This window comes from Natronosalvus caseinilyticus (genome assembly GCF_017357105.1).
Taxonomy (GTDB): Archaea; Halobacteriota; Halobacteria; order Halobacteriales; family Natrialbaceae; genus Natronosalvus; species Natronosalvus caseinilyticus.
Genome location: NZ_CP071596.1, coordinates 728,951 through 748,976, shown reverse-complemented (window position 1 = coordinate 748,976; position 20,026 = coordinate 728,951). Strand labels below are relative to the sequence as shown.

Annotated in this window: 18 protein-coding genes; 9 read left to right on the top strand and 9 right to left on the bottom strand. The window is 65.9% G+C overall.

The genetic code is table 11. The annotated features are described in order from the left end of the window. Nucleotides 1-102: 102 nt before the first annotated feature. Nucleotides 103-639, top strand: a complete 537-nt coding sequence (locus J1N60_RS03620; RefSeq protein ID WP_312910775.1) for a DUF5518 domain-containing protein — start codon at nt 103-105, stop codon at nt 637-639. 90 nt (nt 640-729) lie between these two features. Here the strand turns inward: J1N60_RS03620 and J1N60_RS03615 are convergent, their stop codons facing one another. Together J1N60_RS03615 and J1N60_RS03610 are read right to left on the bottom strand one after the other, a co-directional pair. Then, nucleotides 730-2,043, bottom strand: coding sequence for an ABC transporter permease (locus J1N60_RS03615; RefSeq protein ID WP_312910774.1), 1,314 nt, complete (start codon nt 2,041-2,043; stop codon nt 730-732). Further along, entirely contained in the window at nt 2,043-2,960 is a 918-nt protein-coding gene (locus tag J1N60_RS03610; protein ID WP_312910773.1) for an ABC transporter ATP-binding protein, read from the bottom strand. The genes J1N60_RS03615 and J1N60_RS03610 overlap by 1 nt, the downstream gene beginning before the upstream one ends. 150 nt (nt 2,961-3,110) lie before the next feature. Here J1N60_RS03610 and rpiA point away from each other — a divergent pair, with 150 nt between their 5' ends. Further along, complete coding sequence (rpiA, locus tag J1N60_RS03605; protein WP_312910772.1) at nt 3,111-3,824, top strand: ribose-5-phosphate isomerase RpiA; 714 nt, start codon at nt 3,111-3,113, stop codon at nt 3,822-3,824. Between the two features lie 45 nt (nt 3,825-3,869). On the opposite strand, the gene J1N60_RS03600 is transcribed toward rpiA, so the two are convergent. The 4 genes from J1N60_RS03600 to J1N60_RS03585 form a co-directional block, all read right to left on the bottom strand. Further along, the gene (locus tag J1N60_RS03600; RefSeq protein WP_312910770.1) at nt 3,870-4,298 is read right to left on the bottom strand and encodes a hypothetical protein; all 429 of its coding nucleotides are present in this window, start codon (nt 4,296-4,298) and stop codon (nt 3,870-3,872) included. 203 nt (nt 4,299-4,501) lie between these two features. Then, the gene (locus tag J1N60_RS03595; RefSeq protein WP_312910768.1) at nt 4,502-5,284 is read right to left on the bottom strand and encodes a methyltransferase domain-containing protein; all 783 of its coding nucleotides are present in this window, start codon (nt 5,282-5,284) and stop codon (nt 4,502-4,504) included. Then, a complete protein-coding gene (locus J1N60_RS03590) occupies nt 5,281-5,838 on the bottom strand; it encodes an OsmC family protein (protein ID WP_312910766.1) in 558 nt (185 codons plus the stop codon). The genes J1N60_RS03595 and J1N60_RS03590 overlap by 4 nt, the downstream gene beginning before the upstream one ends. Before the next feature lie 298 nt (nt 5,839-6,136). Then, the gene (locus J1N60_RS03585) at nt 6,137-6,964 is read right to left on the bottom strand and encodes a helix-turn-helix transcriptional regulator (RefSeq protein WP_312910765.1); all 828 of its coding nucleotides are present in this window, start codon (nt 6,962-6,964) and stop codon (nt 6,137-6,139) included. A 167-nt stretch (nt 6,965-7,131) separates the two neighbouring features. On the opposite strand from J1N60_RS03585, the gene fni reads away from it, so the two are divergent. Next, entirely contained in the window at nt 7,132-8,199 is a 1,068-nt protein-coding gene (gene fni, locus J1N60_RS03580; RefSeq protein ID WP_312910764.1) for a type 2 isopentenyl-diphosphate Delta-isomerase, read from the top strand. A gap of 153 nt (nt 8,200-8,352) precedes the next feature. On the opposite strand, the gene J1N60_RS03575 is transcribed toward fni, so the two are convergent. Continuing rightward, nucleotides 8,353-9,072: a DUF547 domain-containing protein gene (locus tag J1N60_RS03575; RefSeq protein ID WP_312910763.1), complete on the bottom strand. Its 720-nt coding sequence runs from the start codon at nt 9,070-9,072 to the stop codon at nt 8,353-8,355. 298 nt (nt 9,073-9,370) lie between these two features. On the opposite strand from J1N60_RS03575, the gene J1N60_RS03570 reads away from it, so the two are divergent. The 3 genes from J1N60_RS03570 to J1N60_RS03560 all read left to right on the top strand — a co-directional run bounded on the left by J1N60_RS03570 (nt 9,371) and on the right by J1N60_RS03560 (nt 11,799). After that, complete coding sequence (locus J1N60_RS03570) at nt 9,371-10,360, top strand: AI-2E family transporter (protein ID WP_312910761.1); 990 nt, start codon at nt 9,371-9,373, stop codon at nt 10,358-10,360. Between the two features lie 90 nt (nt 10,361-10,450). Next, complete coding sequence (gene pheA, locus J1N60_RS03565) at nt 10,451-11,257, top strand: prephenate dehydratase (RefSeq protein ID WP_312910759.1); 807 nt, start codon at nt 10,451-10,453, stop codon at nt 11,255-11,257. A gap of 122 nt (nt 11,258-11,379) precedes the next feature. After that, complete coding sequence (locus J1N60_RS03560; RefSeq protein WP_312910757.1) at nt 11,380-11,799, top strand: Hsp20/alpha crystallin family protein; 420 nt, start codon at nt 11,380-11,382, stop codon at nt 11,797-11,799. 73 nt (nt 11,800-11,872) lie between these two features. Here the strand turns inward: J1N60_RS03560 and J1N60_RS03555 are convergent, their stop codons facing one another. Together J1N60_RS03555 and J1N60_RS03550 are read right to left on the bottom strand one after the other, a co-directional pair. Continuing rightward, on the bottom strand, nt 11,873-12,331 hold the full coding sequence (locus J1N60_RS03555; RefSeq protein WP_312910755.1) for a hypothetical protein: 459 nt from the start codon (nt 12,329-12,331) through the stop codon (nt 11,873-11,875). A gap of 86 nt (nt 12,332-12,417) precedes the next feature. Then, nucleotides 12,418-12,765, bottom strand: a complete 348-nt coding sequence (locus tag J1N60_RS03550; RefSeq protein ID WP_312910754.1) for a hypothetical protein — start codon at nt 12,763-12,765, stop codon at nt 12,418-12,420. Nucleotides 12,766-13,032: 267 nt separating this feature from the next. Here J1N60_RS03550 and leuS (J1N60_RS03545) point away from each other — a divergent pair, with 267 nt between their 5' ends. From leuS (J1N60_RS03545) to J1N60_RS03535, 3 genes are all read left to right on the top strand, one after another. Next, nucleotides 13,033-15,696, top strand: a complete 2,664-nt coding sequence (gene leuS / locus J1N60_RS03545; protein WP_312910752.1) for a leucine--tRNA ligase — start codon at nt 13,033-13,035, stop codon at nt 15,694-15,696. Between the two features lie 196 nt (nt 15,697-15,892). Next, on the top strand, nt 15,893-18,871 hold the full coding sequence (gene leuS, locus J1N60_RS03540) for a leucine--tRNA ligase (RefSeq protein ID WP_312910750.1): 2,979 nt from the start codon (nt 15,893-15,895) through the stop codon (nt 18,869-18,871). A 292-nt stretch (nt 18,872-19,163) separates the two neighbouring features. Then, nucleotides 19,164-19,919, top strand: a complete 756-nt coding sequence (locus J1N60_RS03535; protein WP_312910748.1) for a YqjF family protein — start codon at nt 19,164-19,166, stop codon at nt 19,917-19,919. Nucleotides 19,920-20,026 lie beyond the last annotated feature (107 nt).

Here is a 20,026-nt window from a genome sequence, read left to right as displayed (position 1 = left end):
TCGAGAATCGACCTTCACGCTCACACTCGCCACGGGCGTCGGATCTACGATACCTCTCTCGGGGGCACGGTATTTTTCCACCTCGGCGTCCTACATGGGCGTATGGTCCGCTCGTCGACGCCAGTTCACGCGGTCATTGGAGCGATCGTCGGGGTCGTTCTCTCGTTTCTCCCGTTCTCGACCGTTCTGGGCGGTGCAGCGTCTGGCTTCCTCGAGGGCCGCGACGCTCGTAGGGGGACCGTTTCGGGTGCGCTCGCGGGAGCGATCATGACCGTGCCGATCGCCGGTGTGCTCTTCTTGTTCCTCGGACTGTTCGGCTTCGGTGCCGCCCTTAGTGGGTTCCCCGTTGAGGGATTCGCTCTGGTACTGTTCTTCGTCCTCACGTTCGGCATCGCCACCTGTCTCTACACCATTGGCGGTGCGGCCGTCGGCGGGTTCGTGGGATCGATGCTCGCTGCCGAATACCCGGACGAGCGGCGTCGACTCCAGCGATCGATCGGGCTCACGCCGGCGAGCGACGCGGACACCCTCTCTCGTGGGCCGGATCGTCGAGAACCCGATGCAGAATTTGAGGCAGAACGGCGAGGAACGGAGCTCGAGCCAGAATCGGAACGCCGACACGAGCGGGACCGCCGATAGTTCCGGTCCACCGGGCCAATACCGGCGATTGTTCCAGTCCGAACGGCTGCGACCACTGATAGTTCCGACGCGATTGGCCGCGACCGACGCTCACTCGTATCGAAGCGCGTCGATCGGATCCGTCCTCGCGGCTCGCCACGCCGGATACAACCCGGACACGACGCCGACCAGAATGCCGGCGACAATCGCGAGAGCGACGTACTCGAGTGGGTACACCAGCGGAATGTCGATGTACCTGGCTGCGAGTGCGGCGACGACGAGGCCGAGGACGGTTCCCAGAACCGCTCCGATGACGCCGAGGATCACGGCTTCGGTGAGGAACAGTCCGAGAACGTCCCGGTTCTGCGCGCCGACGGCTTTCATGATTCCGATCTCGCGGGTTCGCTCGGTGACCGACACGAGCATGATGTTCGCGATACCGATCGAACCGACGACGAGCGAGATGGCGGCGATGCCGACGATAAAACTCTGGAGGATGTCGAGGATGTCCTCGAGTTGCTGGAGTAACTCGGTGCTCGTCTGGAGCGAGACGGCGACGTCCTCGCCGAGGAACTCGCTCGCGTCGGATTCCTCGCTCTCGAAGTACGCAGTGGCGGCCTCTCGAGCGGCGTCGACGTCGTCCTCGTCGGCACTGGGAGCCTCGACGACGATGGCGAGGTAGCGGACGTCGGTTTCCGAACCTGTCTCGTCGTTATCCGATTCGCTATCGTCGTTCCCCTCACCCGAATCGCCACCTCCACCCGCCGGACCGACCGCCTGTTCGAGGTAGAACGGATCCGTCGGGACGTACATCCGTGGCGCTGCGTCGAACCCCTCGAACGGGCTCAGCCCCTCCGAAGTGTCGGTGATCCCGACGACGGTGACCGTCTCGGTTCCGCCAGTAGCGATCCGGACCTCGAGTTCGTCGCCGACGCTGACGTTCTCCTCGAACTGCTCGGCCGCGGCGGGATTGATGACTGCCTCGCGTTCGCCCATCTCGAACTGGCGTCCCTCGCGCAGGGAGGACTCGCGAATGTAGGACGGGCCGGCGGCGATCAGGCCGTTGCTCTGTAGCCTGGTCTCACCCTCGTGGGTCACCGACTGGGCGTCGATGGTCGCGTAGCCGTAGGCGGCGTCGACGGCCTCGAGTTCCTCGACGGCCTCGAGGTCGTCCTGGCTGAAGACGAACTGGGCGCCGGCGAGCGGACCGCCCTCGGTGTCCGGGTCGGCCGCCCAGCCGTAGAGGTTCCGCTGGTCGTCAGGGCTGATGTCGCCGATGATGCCGGCCTGTAGGCTCGCACCGAGGGCGACGAAGGCGATGACGGCGGCGACGCCGATGATCACTCCGAGCGTCGTCAGCGCCGACCGAAGTCGGTGACCGCGAATCGACCGCCAGGAGAGCCGGAGCGACTCGAGTGGACTCATCAGCGTTTCTCCTCGCTCGTGGTGGGGTCGTCATCGCTCGTGGTGGAACCCTGGTTACTTGCGGTGGGATCATTATTGCCGGAGGACACATCTTTGCTCGAGAGCACACCGTCACTCGAGGGTCGGCCAGCAGGACCTTCGTCCGCGACTCCGTCTCGACCACCCTCGCCAGACCCCTTCGTTTCCACTCGAGAATCGCCACCGGGGGACGCCTTCTCACCCCCACCTTCCAGGAGTTCGATTCGCTCGACGTTCCCGTCCAGAAGGTGGACGATGCGCTCGGCACGTTCGGCGACGTGGCGCTCGTGGGTGACGACGACGAGCGTCGTCCCGGCGTCGTGGAACTCCTCGAAGAGGTCGAGCACGTCCGCCTCCGTTTTGGTGTCCAGGTTGCCGGAGGGCTCGTCGGCGAGAACGATCGCCGGATCGTTCACCAGTGCGCGGGCGAGGGCGACCCGCTGGCGCTGACCGCCCGATAACTCGTTCGGGAGGTGATCGAGTCGGTCGCCGAGTCCGACGCGCTCGAGCAGGTCCTGCGCGCGGTCGTGGCGCTCCGTCCGACCGACGCCGCGGAACAGTTGAGGGAGGGCCACGTTCTCGAGGGCGTCGAGTCGCGGCATCAGGTTGAACGTCTGGAAGACGAACCCGACCCTGGTTCCTCGCAGGCGGGTACGTTCGCGTTCCGAGAGCGTCGAAATGTCCTCCCCGTCGACGGCGACGGTGCCCGACGTCGGGGTGTCGAGACAGCCGACGAGGTTCATCAGCGTCGACTTTCCCGACCCGCTCGGGCCCATGATGGCCGTGTACGATCCGCGCGGGATCGACAGCGAGACGCCGTCGAGGGCGTGTACCGGCTCGCCGACGCGGTACGTCTTCCGTACGTCGGTCATCGTCACCGCGTCGTCGCTCGGTCCCATCGTCCCTCTACAGGGCCGCTCGAGCCAAAAGCTTTGGCGGGTGTGGTTGGCTCGAACAATCGCCCGATTGAGTTGGTCTCAACTCGCTCAGCCGACCAGGGGTCGGCCTCGAGGGCTACGCTTTTCCCCCCGCCGCCCGCTCGTGACGGTATGAGCGCGAAATCGTCGGGCGGCGCCGACGCCCACAAGCGCCGTGCGGGGGAACGAGCAGCCGAGGAGATCGAAGACGGGATGGTCGTCGGCCTCGGCACCGGATCCACGACCGCCTACGCCATCGAAGCACTCGGCCGTGCAGTCGCAGACGGCCTCGAGATCCGGGGAATCGCGACCTCCTTCCAGTCCAGGCAACTGGCCCTCGAGGTCGGAATCCCGCTGACCGACCTCGACGCCGTCGACGGGATCGACCTGGCCATCGACGGAGCGGACCAGGTCGTCGACGACCCCGACTCCCCCGCCCACGGGGTACTGATCAAGGGTGGCGGCGCGGCCCATGCCCGCGAAAAACTCGTCGCCGCCGCGGCCGACCGGTTCGTCGTCGTCGCGGATTCCTCGAAACTTGTCTCCGCACTCGAGGCACCGGTTCCAGTCGAAGTGCTCCCCGCGGCACACACCGTGGTCGCGAATCGCGTTGCGGACCTCGGCGGTGAACCGACCCTCCGCATGGCGACGCACAAGGACGGCCCCGTGGTCACCGACAACGGGAACCTCGTCCTCGACTGCGCGTTCGGTTCGATCGACGACCCGGCCGCCCTCGGCCGCGACCTCGCGTCGATTCCCGGCGTCCTCGAACACGGCCTGTTCGTCGATCTCGCCGACGCGACGTACGTCGGAACCGACGACGGACTCGAGGTGCGGTCGTACTAACCCGTTCTGCGTATCGTGTCCCACGTACGTCGACGAGACCGGGCGCTACTCCGGGCGCGCATTCGACTTCGACCGGGAGTCCTCGGCGGGTGCCGACACGCGCCCGGCGACCGTGCCGAGGACGACGTAGCAGAGACCGATCGCTCGCGTCGCCGGAACCACCCACGGTTTCAACTCGAGGTCGTCCGGATTCCGGTAGGCGAGTTTGAGCGCCGTTCGAACGAATCGCTCCGGGGCCAGGAGGGCTGGTACGCCGAGGACGGCGAGCAGCCCGGCGACCGTGGGGGTCCGACGACGCCCGCCGAGGGCGAGCCACGCGAACAGCACGCCCTCGAGGCGAGCCATCGGCATGGTCCACGTGCGCAACTCGCCGTCGTTCGGATTCTCGAACGCTCTTCGTTCTCCCCAGGCGATGATCTGGTCGGGGAACAGGATTTCGACGACGGTGAACCCGAGGACGATTGCTCGCCACATGGTCACGCGTTTGACGGGCAGTCACAAAAACCTGAAAGGCGAATCGCCAGCCATGGAAACGTCGGAGCGCCAGACGTGTGCGATCGGCTCTGCTCGAGTGGTTTTCGAGTGGGTTCCGAACGGCTCACGAGGGGCTCATGGGTGGCTCCGGACGCTCGTGAGTAGAGTGTGGTCCACTCGAGCGAGCCCCAATTGGGGCCCGTTCAACGCTTGCGAGCCACCAGCGAGATACTCTTGACCCCGTAGGTCTGGCACGCGCTCTGTGCTCGATCCGAGGTAAATTCGTACCGATCGTTCGCTCGGCGGTCGACCACGTCGAACCCTGGCGTCTCGATGGCGTCGGCGTAGTCGTCGACTTGCACCGCTCCGCCGATACAGGCCGCCCAGAGGTCCGCGTTCGTCTTGATGGAGTCGGGCATCTGCTCCTCGCTGGTGATGTCCGACAGCGCGAGTCGGCCGCCCGGAGCGAGGACGCGACGCACCTCTGCGAAGACGCGATCTTTCTCGGCCGAGAGGTTGATCACGCCATTGGAGATGACCGCGTCGAACGACTCGTCGTCGAACGGCAGGTCCTCGATGTACCCCTTTTCGAAGCTGACGTTGTCGAACCCGCCGTCGTCGCGGTATCTCCGACCGTTCTCGAGCTGGTCGTCGGTCATGTCGATGCCGACCACCGTCCCCTCGTCACCGACGTAAATCGCTGCGACGAAGACGTCCATCCCCGAGCCGCTCCCGAGGTCGAGGACGCGCTCGCCGGGCTCGAGGCTCGCGAGGTTGAAGTGGTACCCGACGCCGGCGAAAGAGTCGATGGCCCGCGACTGGATTCGATCGAGCACCGACGGGTCGTAGCCGAGGCGCTCGGCCAGGTCGCGCCCCATTTCGAAGTGAAAGTCCCCGTCCGGCGACCGCGCGACGTCCTGGTAGACGGCTTTGACCTTCTGCTCGAGTTCGTCCGTGTCGAGCCTCGACGCATTCGTCTCGCTCATGGCTTCGTGGCGGCAACCAGGTCGGTCTCCACCGGAACCTCGTTCGTGATGCTGTCGATGAGCGGCGAGGTCGCTTCCGCGCGCTCGCGAAGTTCGACCAGTTCGGCTTCCGGGGCGTCGGCGTCGACGTATGCAGTGCAGGTGATCCCCTCGTAGCCGGGCCTGACGGTCTCGTCGATGCCGAGGAATCCCCGGAGGTCGACGTCGCCGTCCATCTCGAAGCGGATGTCCTCGAGGTCGATGCCCATCGCAGCGGCGTTCGCGGCGTAGCCGACGCTCAGGCACGAACCGAGGGCCGCGAGCAGGAGTTCGACCGCGTTCGGCGCGGTTCGCTGGCCGAGGATCTGCTCGGGTTCGTCGCCCTCGATAGTGAACTCGCGCGTCTGCACGCGCTCGCCCGCCTGGTCGAATTCGTCGATGGTCGTCTCACACCGGAGCCCGTCGGTCCACTCGGTTTCCGCGTGGAAGGTAAACTGGCCCACGGTCGAATCGTCGCTGATCGCGTCGATCGCCTCGCCCAGCGCGTCGACGTCGACGCCGTTCGTGGTGCTCATCGGGACCCGCCTCGAGGTGCTGTTCGGTCGGTAAAGTAGCTGTCAGTCATTGGTATCGCCTCCGCAATCTCTCCATGGAGCGGAAATGTCGTGTAGGCACCTAGTGAATTTGACCCGGTAACCACTGGAAGTGCACGTGCTGACCGGTGGTCACGTCGTGCAAGCACCTGACAGCTGCTGGATACGGAGGGCTACTCGAGGACGAACGTATTCTCGATGACTAGCGTCTACTCGAGCAATATTGTCTACTCGAGCGGTTCGACCACGGTCGACCCGCCATCACCGAGACGTGCCCGCTTTAGGGCTCGGACCCGGACCCGGAATCCGCCTCCGGCTCGGCTCCAGCCTCGAGCGCCAACGGCCGCGCTTCGTGGCGGTGTCGTTCGAACGTCCACTCGGCCCACGAGCGCACGGCCGGCGCGTCGGTGTCGATCAGCGAGCGCAGGGTTCCGGTCTCGGGCATGTAGATACAGAGGCCGACGCGGCGGTCGAAGAGGCTGAGTCCGTAAGACGGCGGATCGTCGTGGAGCAAGACGGTGAGATTCCCGCTCTCGAGAGTTCGCGTCGACAGGTCGGGGTAGCTCGACCTGATGTAGGTCGCGACGCTGGGTGGATCGATGACCGTCGCGTCCATGCCGTCGATGATTCGTCCGCAGAGTTCGTCTTTGCAGGGCTCGAGCAGCCCCAGTTCGAAGCCGACGAAGCGGAACGTGTCTGCCTCCTCGAGCAAGGAGACGAAGCGTGACACCGGCCGGTAGGGATCCTCGACCGTGGCCGGCGTCACGACGGCGTCGGCGAGTTCCTCGATCGGGACGTCGGCGTCGTCGACCGGTAGCCAGTCCCAGACGTCGCGGAGCTTGCGTTCCGTCTCGAGGCGCTCGAGTAAGTCCGCAACTCCTTCCGAGACGTAGGCTCCGAGCGGCGTGGCCTCGTAGTGGTGGCCGGTTCGGGCGATCCAGCGTCGCTCCTCGAGGGCTCGAAGGGTTCGACTGATCGTCGACGCCGACGCGCCCGTCACCTCACACAACTCGGCTCGCGTCCGAGGCCGTTCGCTAATCGCCGTAAGCACGGCGACACGGTGGGACGACCGTGCGAGATATTCGACGTCGTCGAGTGAGGATACCATGTTTGTTGGTAACACACGACGCATTATGAAGGGGGCGGTCACTCGACGCGACTGCTTCCTCGGCGCCGGTCGTCCGTCGCTGGAACGGACACGCCACGGTCAATGGACCGGACGCGAATGGACACCTTTTCAATACCGCCGGCGAACGTCACAGCAGAGACGAAGCGATGCCCGAGACATCCGACCGCAAAGACGATCACATCCGCATTATCGAAGAAGAAGACGTCGAAACCTCGGGGACCGGCTTCGAGGACGTCGAACTCGTCCACGAGGCGCTGCCGGAGATCCACCGGGACGAGATCGATACGAGCGTGGACCTGTTCGGCTACGAACTCGCGGCCCCCATCGTCATCGAGAGCATGACCGGCGGCCACCCCAACACCACGACGATCAACCGATCGCTCGCCGCCGCGGCCCAGGAAATGGGCGTCGCGATGGGCGTCGGCAGCCAGCGCGCCGGGCTCGAACTCGACGACCCGGACCTCCTCGAGTCCTACACCGTGGTCCGCGACGTGGCCCCCGACGCCTTCCTCTACGGCAACGTCGGTGCCGCCCAGTTGCTCGAGTACGACGTGAGCGACGTCGAGCGTGCCGTGGAGATGATCGAGGCGGACGCGATGGCGATCCACCTCAACTTCCTCCAGGAGGCGGTCCAGCCCGAGGGCGACGTCGACGCCCGCGGCTGTCTCGAGGCCATCGAAACGGTCGCGAGCGACCTCTCGGTGCCGGTGATCGTCAAGGAGACGGGCAACGGTATCGCCCGGGGCACCGCCGAGCGGTTGACAGCAGCGGGCGTCGACGCCATCGACGTCGCCGGAAAGGGCGGGACGACGTGGTCGGGCATCGAGTCCTACCGGGCTGCCGCCATCGGCGCGACCCGCCAGGAACACGTCGGCCGACGATTCCGGGCCTGGGGGGTTCCGACCGCCGTGAGCACGCTCGAGGCCGCGAACGTCCACGACACCGTGATCGCCAGCGGCGGCGTCCGCTCCGGTCTGGACGTGGCGAAGGCCATCGCCCTCGGTGCGCAGGCTGGCGGTCTCGCCAAACCGTTTCTCTCGCCGGCGGGGCAGGGAATCGAAGCGGTCGTCGACCTCCTGGAGACCCTCCGGGTCGAACTCGAGACGGCGATGTTCGTCACGGGATCGGAATCCGTCGCGGACCTCCGAGAGACGGAGTGCGTCGTTCTCGGGCGAACGAAGGAGTACCTCGAGGGTCGAGGGCACGGGAACTGAGGTCCTCGAGGCGGCAATGTTGCCGAGGTCTCCTGGGCAGCAATGACGCCGATGGCCCACCTGGGTCCGTTTCGACCGTTTCGACCGTTTCGACCCGTATCGACCCGATTTGGTCCGTATTGGCCTGCTCCGGCCAGCGAGGACTCCGACGAATCACTTTCGGCGATAATCCCCCAGATCCATCGACCAGTCGTACTCGTCGTACTGCAACGTCGGCGTCACGTCGGGCGGAATCACGTCGTAGCGCTCGAGGAACGACCGAATCCCGCTCGAACCGCCGAAATCACCGCGGTACCAGAGGAATACCCGCGGCACGCGGGCCACGCGCTCTCGTGGCTGGTAGCTCACGTTCTCCTCGAGGAACCAGTCGGTCGCGGTCTCGAGTTCGGCCTCGACGTCGGCGGGGCTGTAGACGGCGACCGGGGGACAGCTTTCGGTGCCGCAGTTCAGCGCGAAGTGTATCCGCGGATCGACCGACTCGAGTCGAAACTGGCGCTCGAAGGCCGTCGGGAACGGTCGCGGCAGGTACCCCATCCCCCAGGGATGCCTCGAGCCGCGAAGGAGCCCGTGTTGGATGTCGTTGAGACTTAGCCAGACGCCCGCGATCGGGACGCGATCCCTGGCGAAGAACTTCCAGCGGTCGAGCACTCCCCCCTCGAGCAGCGAGGGATCGTCGTCGAGGAGGATCTGCACGTATGCGTTGTAGCAGTTGAGCCAGAAAGCGAGTTTCTCCGCGCGGCCGCCGAGCGCCCGATCGAGTCGCGTTCGCTCGAGCGTGGCGAGATGGTCGCGGAGGGCGCCCCGCTCCCCGTCCGTCTTGACTGTGTAGAGGAGGTCGGCCGAGATCGAGAGCGGGTCGAGCTGGGTCGACATAACCGATACTAGGCGAACCACGGCCTTGAACCCGTGTGACGAGCGAGCGGAAAGTCGACACGGACGAACCGTTTACGCCGGTCAATCCCGCGTTTCTCCGGTTTCCCGGCAGAAATACCATCTTCTCGGCGGTAACCGGGTCTTCACGCGGGCGTCTTCGGCGTGCTGCTCGAGGTCGGCCTGCATCCTGCATTACGGCCGATCTATCGGCGTCTGGGCCGCCGCTCTCGACCGTACGCCGCCGTCGGCCTGTACCTGCCGCCACCGCTTTTAACCCCCTCCCCGTTGAGTTCGAGATGTGAACCGATCGAGAGGGACGCTGCTCGTTCTCATCGCCATATTGCTGTTGCTGTCAGCGCAACTCGTCTTCCCGTACATCCAGTACGTGCTGGCCGCCGTCCTCCTCGCGTTCGTGCTGACGCCGGTCCAGCGCCGCCTCGAGCGACGAACCTCGCCCGCGATCGCCGCGTTTTCGCTCGTCTTGCTGGCACTGCTCCTCGCCATCGTCCCCGTCGTGATCGTCGTAGCGTACGTCTTTCGCGACGCCCGGGCACTCGTCGAAGGCGCTGACGCCGATTCGCTTCCGCTCGAGCCCTTCCAGTCGGTCGCCCAGCGATTCGGGGTCGACCTCGAGTCAACGGCCATGGAGTGGGCCCGAACCGCGGGACAGACGCTCTTGGAACGGAGTCCGGAACTGCTGGCGGGGCTCACGCACACGGCCATCGGTATCGGCGTGGCGCTCTTCTTGCTTTACTATCTCCTCCGGGACGGCGACTCCCTGCTCAGGTGGCTTCGCGAGGTGACGCCGCTCCCGGACGCCGTCCAGACGAACCTCTTCGAGGCGCTCGAGAACGTGACGTGGGCGGTGCTGGCCGGCCACGTCCTCATCGCGCTGATCCAGGGCGGACTGGCGGGAATCGGCCTGTTCGTCGTCGGCATTCCCAACGCGCTGTTCTGGACGGTCGTCATGATCGTCCTCTCGTTGATCCCCATCGTTGGCTCGTTCCTGGTCTGGGGCCCCGCCGTGATCTACCTGCTCATGGTCAATCAGCCGACGTTCGCGATCGGGCTGGCGATCTACAGTATGGTCATCGTCGGCCTCTCGGACGACTACTTGCGACCAATCGTCGTCGACCGCTACGCCGAACTCAATCCGGCCGTGATAATTGTCGGCGTCCTAGGCGGGGTCACCGCGTTCGGGTTCATGGGGCTGTTCTACGGTCCCATCGTCCTCGGCGCGCTCGTCGCCACGCTCGAGGTGTTCAGCGACGATTACGGCTCGCTCTAGCGTCGAGTCGAAAGTGGAGTGTACCGACTGCGAACTCGAGGAATCGCCACCTTCGGCACGCTTTTCGGGGTTCGACTCCCACCAGCGGGTATGACAGCCGTCACGCTCGGCCCCGAAGGGACCTACTCGCATCGTGCGACGCGAGCGCTCGACGACGACGTGGTCTTCCGCCAGTCGGTCACCGACATCGTCGCCGCCGTCGCCGCCGGCGAGTTCGACCGCGGAGTAATTCCCATCGAGAACAGCATCGAAGGGAGCGTTACTGAGAGCCAGGACGCCCTCGCGGAGTACGACGTCGCCGTCGTCCGCGAAATCGTCACGCCGATCCGCCACGCCCTGCTCGCCCAGGGACCGAACTTCGACACCATCGCCAGCCACTCCCAGGCGCTCGCCCAGTGTCGCGCCTACCTCGAGTCCGAGTACCCCGACGCGACCCTCGAGGCCGTCTCGAGCACGGCTCAGGGCGTCGAGTACGCCCGCGAGAACCCCTCGGTCGCGGGCATCGCCCATCCCGCCACGGCAGGTGACGACCTCGAGGTCATCGCCGCCGACATCCAGGACCAGACGTCGAACGCGACGCGGTTCTTCGCGCTCGCACCCGCCTCCGAGCGTTCGGAGGCCGGCGGGAAGACCTCGCTCGTCGTCTATCCGAACGCGAACTACCCCGGTCTGCTCCTCGAGTTGCTCGAGCCCTTCGCCGACCGCGACATCAACCTGAGCCGGGTCGAGTCCCGCCCGAGCGGGGAGCGACTCGGCGACTACGTCTTCCACATGGACGTCGACGCCGGCCTCTACGAGGAGCGCACCCAGGAGGCTCTCGCCGACCTGGAGGCCCTCGCCGAGAGAGGGTGGGTTCGCCGGCTGGGGTCGTACGACCTCGAGCACGTCGTCGAGTGAGAGTGTACGGCCTCGCGTACGTCGTCGACTGAGAGTACGCGAGATACGCTCGACACGACCCTGCCAGTTCTGTCGTCCTCGCCGGGGCACAATTTATCCTCCTCGAGCGCCTATCGACTCCCATGCGACGCAATCCGTTCGACGACCTCGAGGAGATGCTCGACCGAGTCAGCAAGCAGTTCGAAACGGGCGTCGGCGGTAGCGGCCTCTCGTTTCCGGGTTCGGTTGCCGTCGACGTGGCCGACCACCGTGACGAGTACGTCGTGACGGCCGACCTCCCCGGTTTCGAGACCGAGGACATCGAGTTGACGCTCGTCGAGGGGACGCTCCGCCTCGAGGCCGAACAGGAGACCGACCGCACCGACGAGCACGACCGCTACCTCCGCCGGGAGCGGTCGCACAAGTCGGTCAGTCGGCGGCTGCACCTCCCCGAACCGGTCGACGAGGAGTCGATAACGGCCACCTACAACAACGGCGTGCTCACCGTGACGCTGCCGAAACTCGAACAGAGCGACGACTCGAAGCGAATCGACATCGACTAGCGAACCGCGAACCCCAGGTTCCGGAAGCGTTTTCACCAGAAATGTGCTCTCGAGCGGTCGCCTCGATCGGGACTCAGACGAGAACCGCGTCGAACGCCTCGAGCCGTTCGATCCGGTACGTCGCTCTCGCCGTGCGAATTTTGTACACCCACGGGTTCTCGCTGTGTGCCTCCCGGTCCCGCTCGGCGAGTTCGTCGACGTCGCCCAAGAGGGTCTGGAAGGCCGTCCCGCCAGTCTGATCGCAGGCCACTGCACCGTCGTTGTGCACCGCGAAGCGAACGAGTCGCTTCGATTCCTCGCCGAGACGGTCGTACGGGACGACGGCGGTGCCGAACCCGGAACCGGGCTCCGCCCTCGAGAGTTCCAGCGACCCCCACGCCCACTCGTCTTCGCACTGGCCGCGCTCCCGGAGCCACTCCGGCGGGTTCTCGACCGTCGCTGGCTCGCTCTGGGCCTCGTCGCTACTCGAGAGACAACCAGAACCCAGTGAGGCCCAGGCGAGGAAGCCGCCGAGGACGTGGCGTCGCCTCATTGACAATTACTTCACAACTTCTCGAAATAACTGTTCGGGTGGGGCGACACGTTTTGAGGACGAGACAGCGACCGCTCGGGACGCCCTCAGATCGGCACGCCGAACGCGCCGACGCCGAGTCCCAGAACCGCGTTGAGCACGAACAGGATGACGAGCGCCGACAGCCAGGCGACCACGCCGATGGCTGCAGCGGTCACCCAGCCGCCAGGGTAACGCCAGTTGATCACACCGATCCAGACGATCAGGGCGATGATCGGCCCCAGGAGCGGAATCCAGGACGTGAGCGCCCACGCGATGGCGCCGATGATAGCGGTCACGATTGCGTGCTCGTAACTGTGGGCGTCGATGACGACGCTCGCGGCGAGGTAGATTGCCAGGCCGCCAACCAGTAGTGCGACGATGAACGCGACCAGTGCGCTGATGAGTGGTGCCATTGTGGTCCGTAGTTCCGTCGGCGTACGTATATAAAGCCGCGACGGTTGCATCGGTTTTTGACCGTTCCATCTTGTTCCCGTTTCCCTGCCGCTATCTAGCGGTTTCACTCTCGAGAACGGTCCCACTTCGTCCCCTCGACCCGGTTCGAAAACGTACCGGAACGAAACTACTGGTTCGGGTGCTCGCCTCGAGGCGAGCGGGAACTGTCCGTTTGCCCGCCAATGGAAAGGTATAGAACCTCGCCTCCGCCAATCCTATATAAGCAAATGAGCGACTCGGGATACGACCACGCGACGGTCGAACGACGCTGGCAGGAGGCGTGGGACGACGCGAACGTGTACCGAACGCCCGACGACGTCGAGGATCCGACGTACGTCCTGGGGATGTACCCCTACCCCTCGGGCAAACTCCACATGGGTCACGTTCGAAACTACACGATCACCGATGCCTACGCCCGCTACCGACGGATGCGCGGCGACGACGTGCTCCACCCGATGGGGTGGGACGCCTTCGGCCTCCCCGCCGAGAACGCGGCTAAAGAGCGCGACACCAACCCGCGCGACTGGACGTTCGACTGCATCGACACCATGCGTGGGCAGATGGAATCGATGGGATTCGGCTACGACTGGGACCGCGAGCTCGCCACCTGCACCCCCGAGTACTACCGCTGGAACCAGTGGCTGTTCACCCGCTTCCACGAGGAGGGCCTGGTCGAGCGCCGGGACGCCGAGGTCAACTGGTGTCCCCACTGCGAGACTGTCCTGGCCGACGAGCAAGTCGAGGGCGAGGCGGAACTCTGCTGGCGCTGTGACACCCCCGTCGAGACCCGCGAACTCGAGCAGTGGTTCCTCCGAATTACGGAGTACGCCGACGAGTTGCTCGAGGCCATCGACGACCTGGAGGGGTGGCCGAACTCGGTCCGCCAGATGCAGCGTAACTGGATCGGTCGCCAGTACGGGACCGAACTCGATTTCGAAATCGAGGGCCACGGGGACGCCCGGGCGTTCACCACGCGCGTCGACACGGTGTTCGGGGCGACGTTCTTCGCGCTCGCACCCGATCACCCGATCACCCAGGAACTGGCCGAGGAGGACGAGGAGGTCCGCCACTTCGTCGAGCACGAGGCCGACCCCGAGGGCGACGAGCCGAACGGCGTCGCCACCGATCTGACCGCGACGAATCCCGCCACGGGCGAGGAGATTCCGGTCTACGTCGCCGACTTCGTCCTCTCGGACGTCGGAACGGGCGCACTGATGGCCGTCCCGGGCCACGACGAGCGCGACCACGCGTTCGCGACGAAGATGGGCGAGGACGTCGTGCCCGTCGTCGCTCCCGAGCCCAACGACTGGGACGGTGAATCGGTTCCCGATGCACCAGACGTCCAGGAGACGGCTTACACCGACGACGGTGTCCTCGTCAACTCCGGCGAGTACTCGGGCCTCGACAGCGAAACCGCACGCGAGCGCCTGACCGAGGATATCGAGACCGCCGAGCACGCCACCCAGTACCAGCTCAGAGACTGGGGCATCTCGAGGCAGCGCTACTGGGGGACGCCGATTCCGGTCGTCCACTGCCCCGACTGCGGTCCCGTGATGGTTCCCGAAGAAGACCTGCCCGTCGAGTTACCGGCGTTCATCAACACCACCGGCAACCCGCTGGACGCTGCCGAGGACTGGAAGCAGACGACCTGTCCCGACTGCGGCGGTCCAGCCGAGCGCGAAACCGACACGATGGACACCTTCGTCGACTCCTCGTGGTACTTCCTGCGGTACGTCTCGCCCGACCTCGAGGACGCTCCCTTCGACCTCGAGCGGGCCAACGACTGGATGCCCGTCGACCAGTACGTCGGCGGCATCGAACACGCCGTGATGCACCTGCTCTACTCGCGGTTCTTCACGAAGGTCCTCTCCGACCACGAGGGCCTCGAACACCGCGAGCCGTTCACGAACCTGCTCGCCCAGGGGATGGTCCAGCTCGAGGGCGAGAAGATGTCCAAGTCGAAGGGGAACACCGTCTCGCCTCAGCGGATCGTCGAGGAGTACGGCGCCGACACCGCCCGGCTGTTCATGATGCAGGCCGCCCAGCCCGAGCGCGACTTCGACTGGAGCGAGGAGGGCGTCCGGTCGACGTACGCTTTCCTCACGCGACTGAAGGAGATGATCGAGGACTACGTCGCGGACGCGCCCGCGGGCGCGAACGACGCCGTCGCGAGCTACGTCGAGAGCGAGATCGACGCGACGCTCGCCATCGCCACCGAGACGTACGACGACCTGCGGTTCAATCGCGCGCTTCGCGAGACCCAGGATCTCGTGCGCACGCTCCGACAGTACGCCGACTACGCTGACCCTCACGCCGAGACCTACGAGCGCGGGCTGTCGGCCGTCGTTTGTCTACTGGCGCCGGTCGCGCCCCACCTCGCGGAGGAACTCTACGCGACCCTCGTGGGCGAGGACGGCGGCTTCGTCGTCGATGCCGACTGGCCGACCGCGACGGTCGACCGCGACCACGTCGAGAAACGGCGCAAACTCGTCGAGAACACCCGCGAGGACGTCCGCCAGATTATCGACGTGGCTGGCATCGACGACCCGCAGGGGATCGATGTCGTCGTCGCCCCCGACTGGAAGTACGACGCCCTCGAGATCGCCGTCGAGAGCGACGCGAACAACCTGATCGGCGAACTCATGCAGGAATCGCACATCCGCGGGCAGGGCGACGCCGCCGCGAGTTACGGCCAGGACCTGCAAGTAGAGCGAGAGGCACTCTCGACAACGCTCGACCCCGACGAGGAACACGCGGCCCTCGAGTCGGCCGCCTGGCTGATCGAACGCGAGTTCGACGCGCCGGTTCGGGTAGTTCGAGCTGACGATGCCGACGAGTCGGTGCTCTCGAACGCGGAACCGGGGCGGCCGGCGATCGAGATCGAGGAGTAGCCGCCTGGGCTTCGGTGCTGGAATTAGTGACAGGGTGAGACTGTCAGCACACTATCTATTTTTCCGTCACCCGCGTAGGCTCGAGCATGAGACGACGGCTCGCCGACGACTGCGACGTCCAGCAGAAACGAATCCACCAGCCGCCAGCGACGGTACAACCACGGCCAATTGTCCGGTCGACCGCCGAGGGATCGGCGTGAGCCAGGACGCTCAAGGGTGGAAATCCCGAACAGCCACTGCTAAGAGCGATGGCTACGAGCCACAGGAACTCGAGGCGCGCTGGCGCGAACGGTGGGCGGAGTCGGGTCGGTACGAGGCCGATCCGGACGGCCGCTGTTCGAGAGAAGCGACGTTCGTGACCGTCCCCTACCCGTACCCGAACGGCGGCATGCACATCGGGCACGCGCGCACGTACACCGTCCCCGACGCGTACGCCCGCTACCGGCGTCAGCGGGGCGACAACGTCCTCTTCCTCATTGCGTGGCACGTCACCGGCACGCCCATCGTCGGCGCCGTCGAGCGACTGAAGCGCGGCGACGCCCACCAGCTCGACAGCCTGCGAAACGCCTTCGGGGTGCCCGAGTCCGACCTCCGGAACCTCGAGACGCCGATGGGATTCGCCCGGTACTTCATCGAGAACCATTACGAGGCGGGGATGCGCCGCCTCGGGCTGTCGATCGACTGGCGCCGGGAGTTTACCACCGAAGACGAGCGCTATTCGAAGTTCATCGCCTGGCAGTACGAGACCATGCACGAGCGCGGCCTCCTCGAGAAGGGGCTGCACCCGGTGAACTACTGTACGAACGAGGAGCAGCCGGTCACGACCCACGACATCTACGAGGGCGAGGACGTCGAGTTCCAGGAGTACACGTTGGTGAAATTCCGCGCCGCGAGCGACGACTCGAGCGGAGCGGGCGGCGAGGCGGAACCGGGACCGAACGGTGAGGATTCCGAACCGAAATCGGGGAACGAGGGCACCGTCTACCCGATGGCGACCCTGCGCCCCGAGACCGTTCGCGGGGTCACGAACGCCTTCGTCGACCCCGACGCGACCTACGCTCGAGCGACCGTGGACGGCGAGGAGTGGGTCGTCTCCCTCGAGGCGACCGAGAAACTCGCGTTGCAGGCGCGCGAGGTCGAGGTGCTCGAGACCGTTCCGGGCACCGCGCTGGTCGGCACCCGTATCCGGAACCCCGTCACCGACGAGGAAATCGTCGTCCTTCCGGCCGAGTTCGTGGACACCGACAGCGCCACCGGCGTCGTCATGTCCGTCCCCGCCCACTCGCCCAACGACTGGGTGGCGCTCGAGGCGGCGAAAGCCCGTGCCGACGACCTGAGAGCCTACGGTCTCGACCCCGAAGAGGTTCGAGCCATCGAACCGTGGGCCGTCCTGACCGTCGAGGGCTACGGCGAGTTCCCCGCGGCGGACGCCGTCGACGAGTACGACATCGAGTCTCCGGACGATCCCGAACTCAAGCTGGCGACCGAGGAGCTGTACACCCGCGAGTTCCACCGGGGCGAACTGCACGAGGACTACGGGGCGTTCGCCGGCAGGGTGATCGAGGACGTCCGCGAGGAACTCGACGCGCACTACCGAGAGCAGGGGGCTTTCCACGCGATGTACGACTTCGCCGAGACGGTCGTCTGTCGCTGCGGCGGACGCGTCGAGGTCGCCGAACAGGACACCTGGTTCCTGCGGTACGACGACGCGGCCTGGCGCGAGAAGGCCCACCGGGCCGTCGCGAACCTGGACGCGATCCCCGAGAACACCCGCGAGCAGTACGATCACACGATCGAGTGGCTCGAGGAGTGGCCCTGCATCCGCAACTACGGACTCGGGACGAAACTGCCGTGGGACGACGCGTTCGTCATCGAACCGCTGTCGGACTCGACGATCTACACGGCGTACTACACCGTCGCCCACCGGATCCGAGACGTCCCGGTCGAGGACCTGACGCGGGAGTTCTTCGATACGCTCTTGCTGGGTCCGGAGTCCGTCGACGAGCCCGACGAGCGCGCCCTGGACCTGCGCGAGGAGTTCGAGTACTGGTACCCCGTCGACTACCGGTGTTCGGGCAACGACCTGATCTCGAATCACCTGACATTTTTCCTCTCCCACCACGCCGAGCTGTTCGAGCAGGCGAAGTGGCCGCGGGGAATCACCGTCATGGGTATGGGCCTGCTCGAGGGCGAGTCGATGAGTTCCTCGCGGGGACACGTCGTGCTCCCCGGCGAGGCTATCGACCGCTACGGGGCCGACACCGTGCGCTTCTTCCTGCTCAACAGCGCCGAACCCTGGCAGGACTACGACTGGCGGGCCGAGGCCGTCGCCGCGGCGCGCGATCAACTCGAGCGTTTCTGGAACCGCGCCGTGGACCTGATCGAGGGACCGGCAGGCGAACGGGGCCTCGAGCGTATCGATCGCTGGCTCCTCGCCCACCTGCAGGAGACGGTTCGCGAGGTCACCGACGCGATGGACCGCTTCGAGACCCGGAACGCCAGCCAGACGGCCTTCTACCGCTTCGAGGAACGACTGAAGTGGTATCGCCGCCGGGCGGACCTCGACCGCCCGGGCGCACGATGGACCCTTCGTACTGTCCTCGAGACGCGACTGCGCCTGCTCGCGCCCGTCATCCCGTTCGCGGCGAACGAACTCCACGAGCGCCTGACGGGCGAACCAGCCGAGGACGTGCCGTGGCCCGAGCCAGTGCCCGAGTTCGAGGACTCGAGTGTCATCGCCGAGGAACGGCTGGTAACGGCGCTGGTCGATGACGTTCGCGACATCGTCGACGTGACCGACACCGACCCCGAGACGATTCGCGTCTACGTCGCGGCCGACTGGAAACGCGAGGTGTTCGAGACGGTCGTGGAAACCGGCCCGGACCAGGGAGCCGTGATGGAGCAGGTCATGCAACGTCCAGCCCTTCGGGAGCGAGGGGAGACGGTCAACGACCTCGTGGGCGACCTCGTCTCGTTCGTCCGCGAGCGCGAGAACGCTGCACTCGAGACGCTCGCCGGGATCGACGAACGGGCCGTCTACGAAGCGTCCGCGGACTTCCTCGAGACCGAGTTCGACGCCGACGTCGTAATCGACGCCGAGGACGCCGATCCGATCGATTCCGCCAGCAAAGCGAGCCAGGCCCGACCGTTCCGCCCGGCAATCTACCTCGAGTAGGCCGTTCTACGGACGCTCGTTCGCCTTGTCGAGCCGATTCACCAGCTCGAGACCGTGGCCCCGTGAACTCGCTCCCGGTCCGGGCTTCCAATCGAGGTCGTATAGCGCTTCGAGACAGTCGCCTGTACTAATTGGTTCCTGAGTGATTTATCTCCGCAGGTAACGTAGAGGCGCATATGAATAACGCCGCTGCGACCGACCAATCGGCGCCGACGAAAGCGCTCGGACCACTACCGCGCGGAATGCTCGCCCGACTGTTCTTCGAACGAGAGGTCGCTCCTTCGCATCGACCATGACCGAACAGCGAATCCTTCACCCTGATTCGACGACTGCCGAGACGGAGCCAGCGTCCCTCCCGTGGCTACCACACCCCTTCTCGATGGTGTGGCGCGAGGGGGCCTTCCTCCACTGGCCCATCGACCCGGACCGCCTCCGGCCGCACGTTCCCGATCGGTTCGACCTCGAGACTTTCGAGGATCGGGCCTGGCTCTCGATCGTCCCGTTCGTCCTCGCTCGAGCGGGCGTTCGAGACACGCCGAGCGCGATGCGCGTCACGCGTCCCGAACTCAACCTTCGAACGTACGTTCGTTACCGGGACGTCTCCGGGCTGTACTTCTTTAGTATCGACATCGACGGCCCGTTGCTGGCGTTCCTCGCTCGGAGGGGGCTCGACGTCCCCTGCTTCAACGCCCGCCAGCGCGTCGACGGCACCGACGGCCGGGTCGGGTTCTCGAGCGAGCGCGACGACCCGAGTGGGGGCCTCGCGCGCTTCGACGCGGAGTACCGACCGATCGCGCCCCCGACTCGCGCGAGACTCGACTCGCTTACCCACTGGCTCACCGAACGCCGACGGATGCTCGTCCCCTACGGCGATCGAACGCTCGTCGCCGAAATCGCCCACGAACCCTGGTCGCTCGCCCCGGCGGAGGTGACGATCCACGAGAACGACCTGTTCGAGGCGGCGGACGTGCCGACGCCCGCCGGCGACCCGCTCGCTCACTACTGCGAGCGACTCGAGATAACGGGGTCGATTCCGCGGTTCCTTTGATCGCCCGCTGACGTGGCTATCGACGCCCGCTGACGTGGTTATCGGCGCTCGAGGCGCTTCCGGGGTCCGGGGACAGGGCCACGACAAACCGAAGGTGAAATACTGCG

Bases quoted from the DNA above. Each gene is read 5' to 3' on its own strand.
- J1N60_RS03620 (WP_312910775.1), top strand. From the start codon at position 103: ATGGTCCGCTCGTCGACGCCAGTTCACGCGGTCATTGGAGCGATCGTC.
- J1N60_RS03615 (WP_312910774.1), bottom strand. From the start codon at position 2,043: ATGAGTCCACTCGAGTCGCTCCGGCTCTCCTGGCGGTCGATTCGCGGT.
- J1N60_RS03610 (WP_312910773.1), bottom strand. From the start codon at position 2,960: ATGGGACCGAGCGACGACGCGGTGACGATGACCGACGTACGGAAGACG.
- rpiA (WP_312910772.1), top strand. From the start codon at position 3,111: ATGAGCGCGAAATCGTCGGGCGGCGCCGACGCCCACAAGCGCCGTGCG.
- J1N60_RS03600 (WP_312910770.1), bottom strand. From the start codon at position 4,298: ATGTGGCGAGCAATCGTCCTCGGGTTCACCGTCGTCGAAATCCTGTTC.
- J1N60_RS03595 (WP_312910768.1), bottom strand. From the start codon at position 5,284: ATGAGCGAGACGAATGCGTCGAGGCTCGACACGGACGAACTCGAGCAG.
- J1N60_RS03590 (WP_312910766.1), bottom strand. From the start codon at position 5,838: ATGAGCACCACGAACGGCGTCGACGTCGACGCGCTGGGCGAGGCGATC.
- J1N60_RS03585 (WP_312910765.1), bottom strand. From the start codon at position 6,964: ATGGTATCCTCACTCGACGACGTCGAATATCTCGCACGGTCGTCCCAC.
- fni (WP_312910764.1), top strand. From the start codon at position 7,132: ATGCCCGAGACATCCGACCGCAAAGACGATCACATCCGCATTATCGAA.
- J1N60_RS03575 (WP_312910763.1), bottom strand. From the start codon at position 9,072: ATGTCGACCCAGCTCGACCCGCTCTCGATCTCGGCCGACCTCCTCTAC.
- pheA (WP_312910759.1), top strand. From the start codon at position 10,451: ATGACAGCCGTCACGCTCGGCCCCGAAGGGACCTACTCGCATCGTGCG.
- J1N60_RS03560 (WP_312910757.1), top strand. From the start codon at position 11,380: ATGCGACGCAATCCGTTCGACGACCTCGAGGAGATGCTCGACCGAGTC.
- J1N60_RS03555 (WP_312910755.1), bottom strand. From the start codon at position 12,331: ATGAGGCGACGCCACGTCCTCGGCGGCTTCCTCGCCTGGGCCTCACTG.
- J1N60_RS03550 (WP_312910754.1), bottom strand. From the start codon at position 12,765: ATGGCACCACTCATCAGCGCACTGGTCGCGTTCATCGTCGCACTACTG.
- leuS (WP_312910752.1), top strand. From the start codon at position 13,033: ATGAGCGACTCGGGATACGACCACGCGACGGTCGAACGACGCTGGCAG.
- J1N60_RS03535 (WP_312910748.1), top strand. From the start codon at position 19,164: ATGACCGAACAGCGAATCCTTCACCCTGATTCGACGACTGCCGAGACG.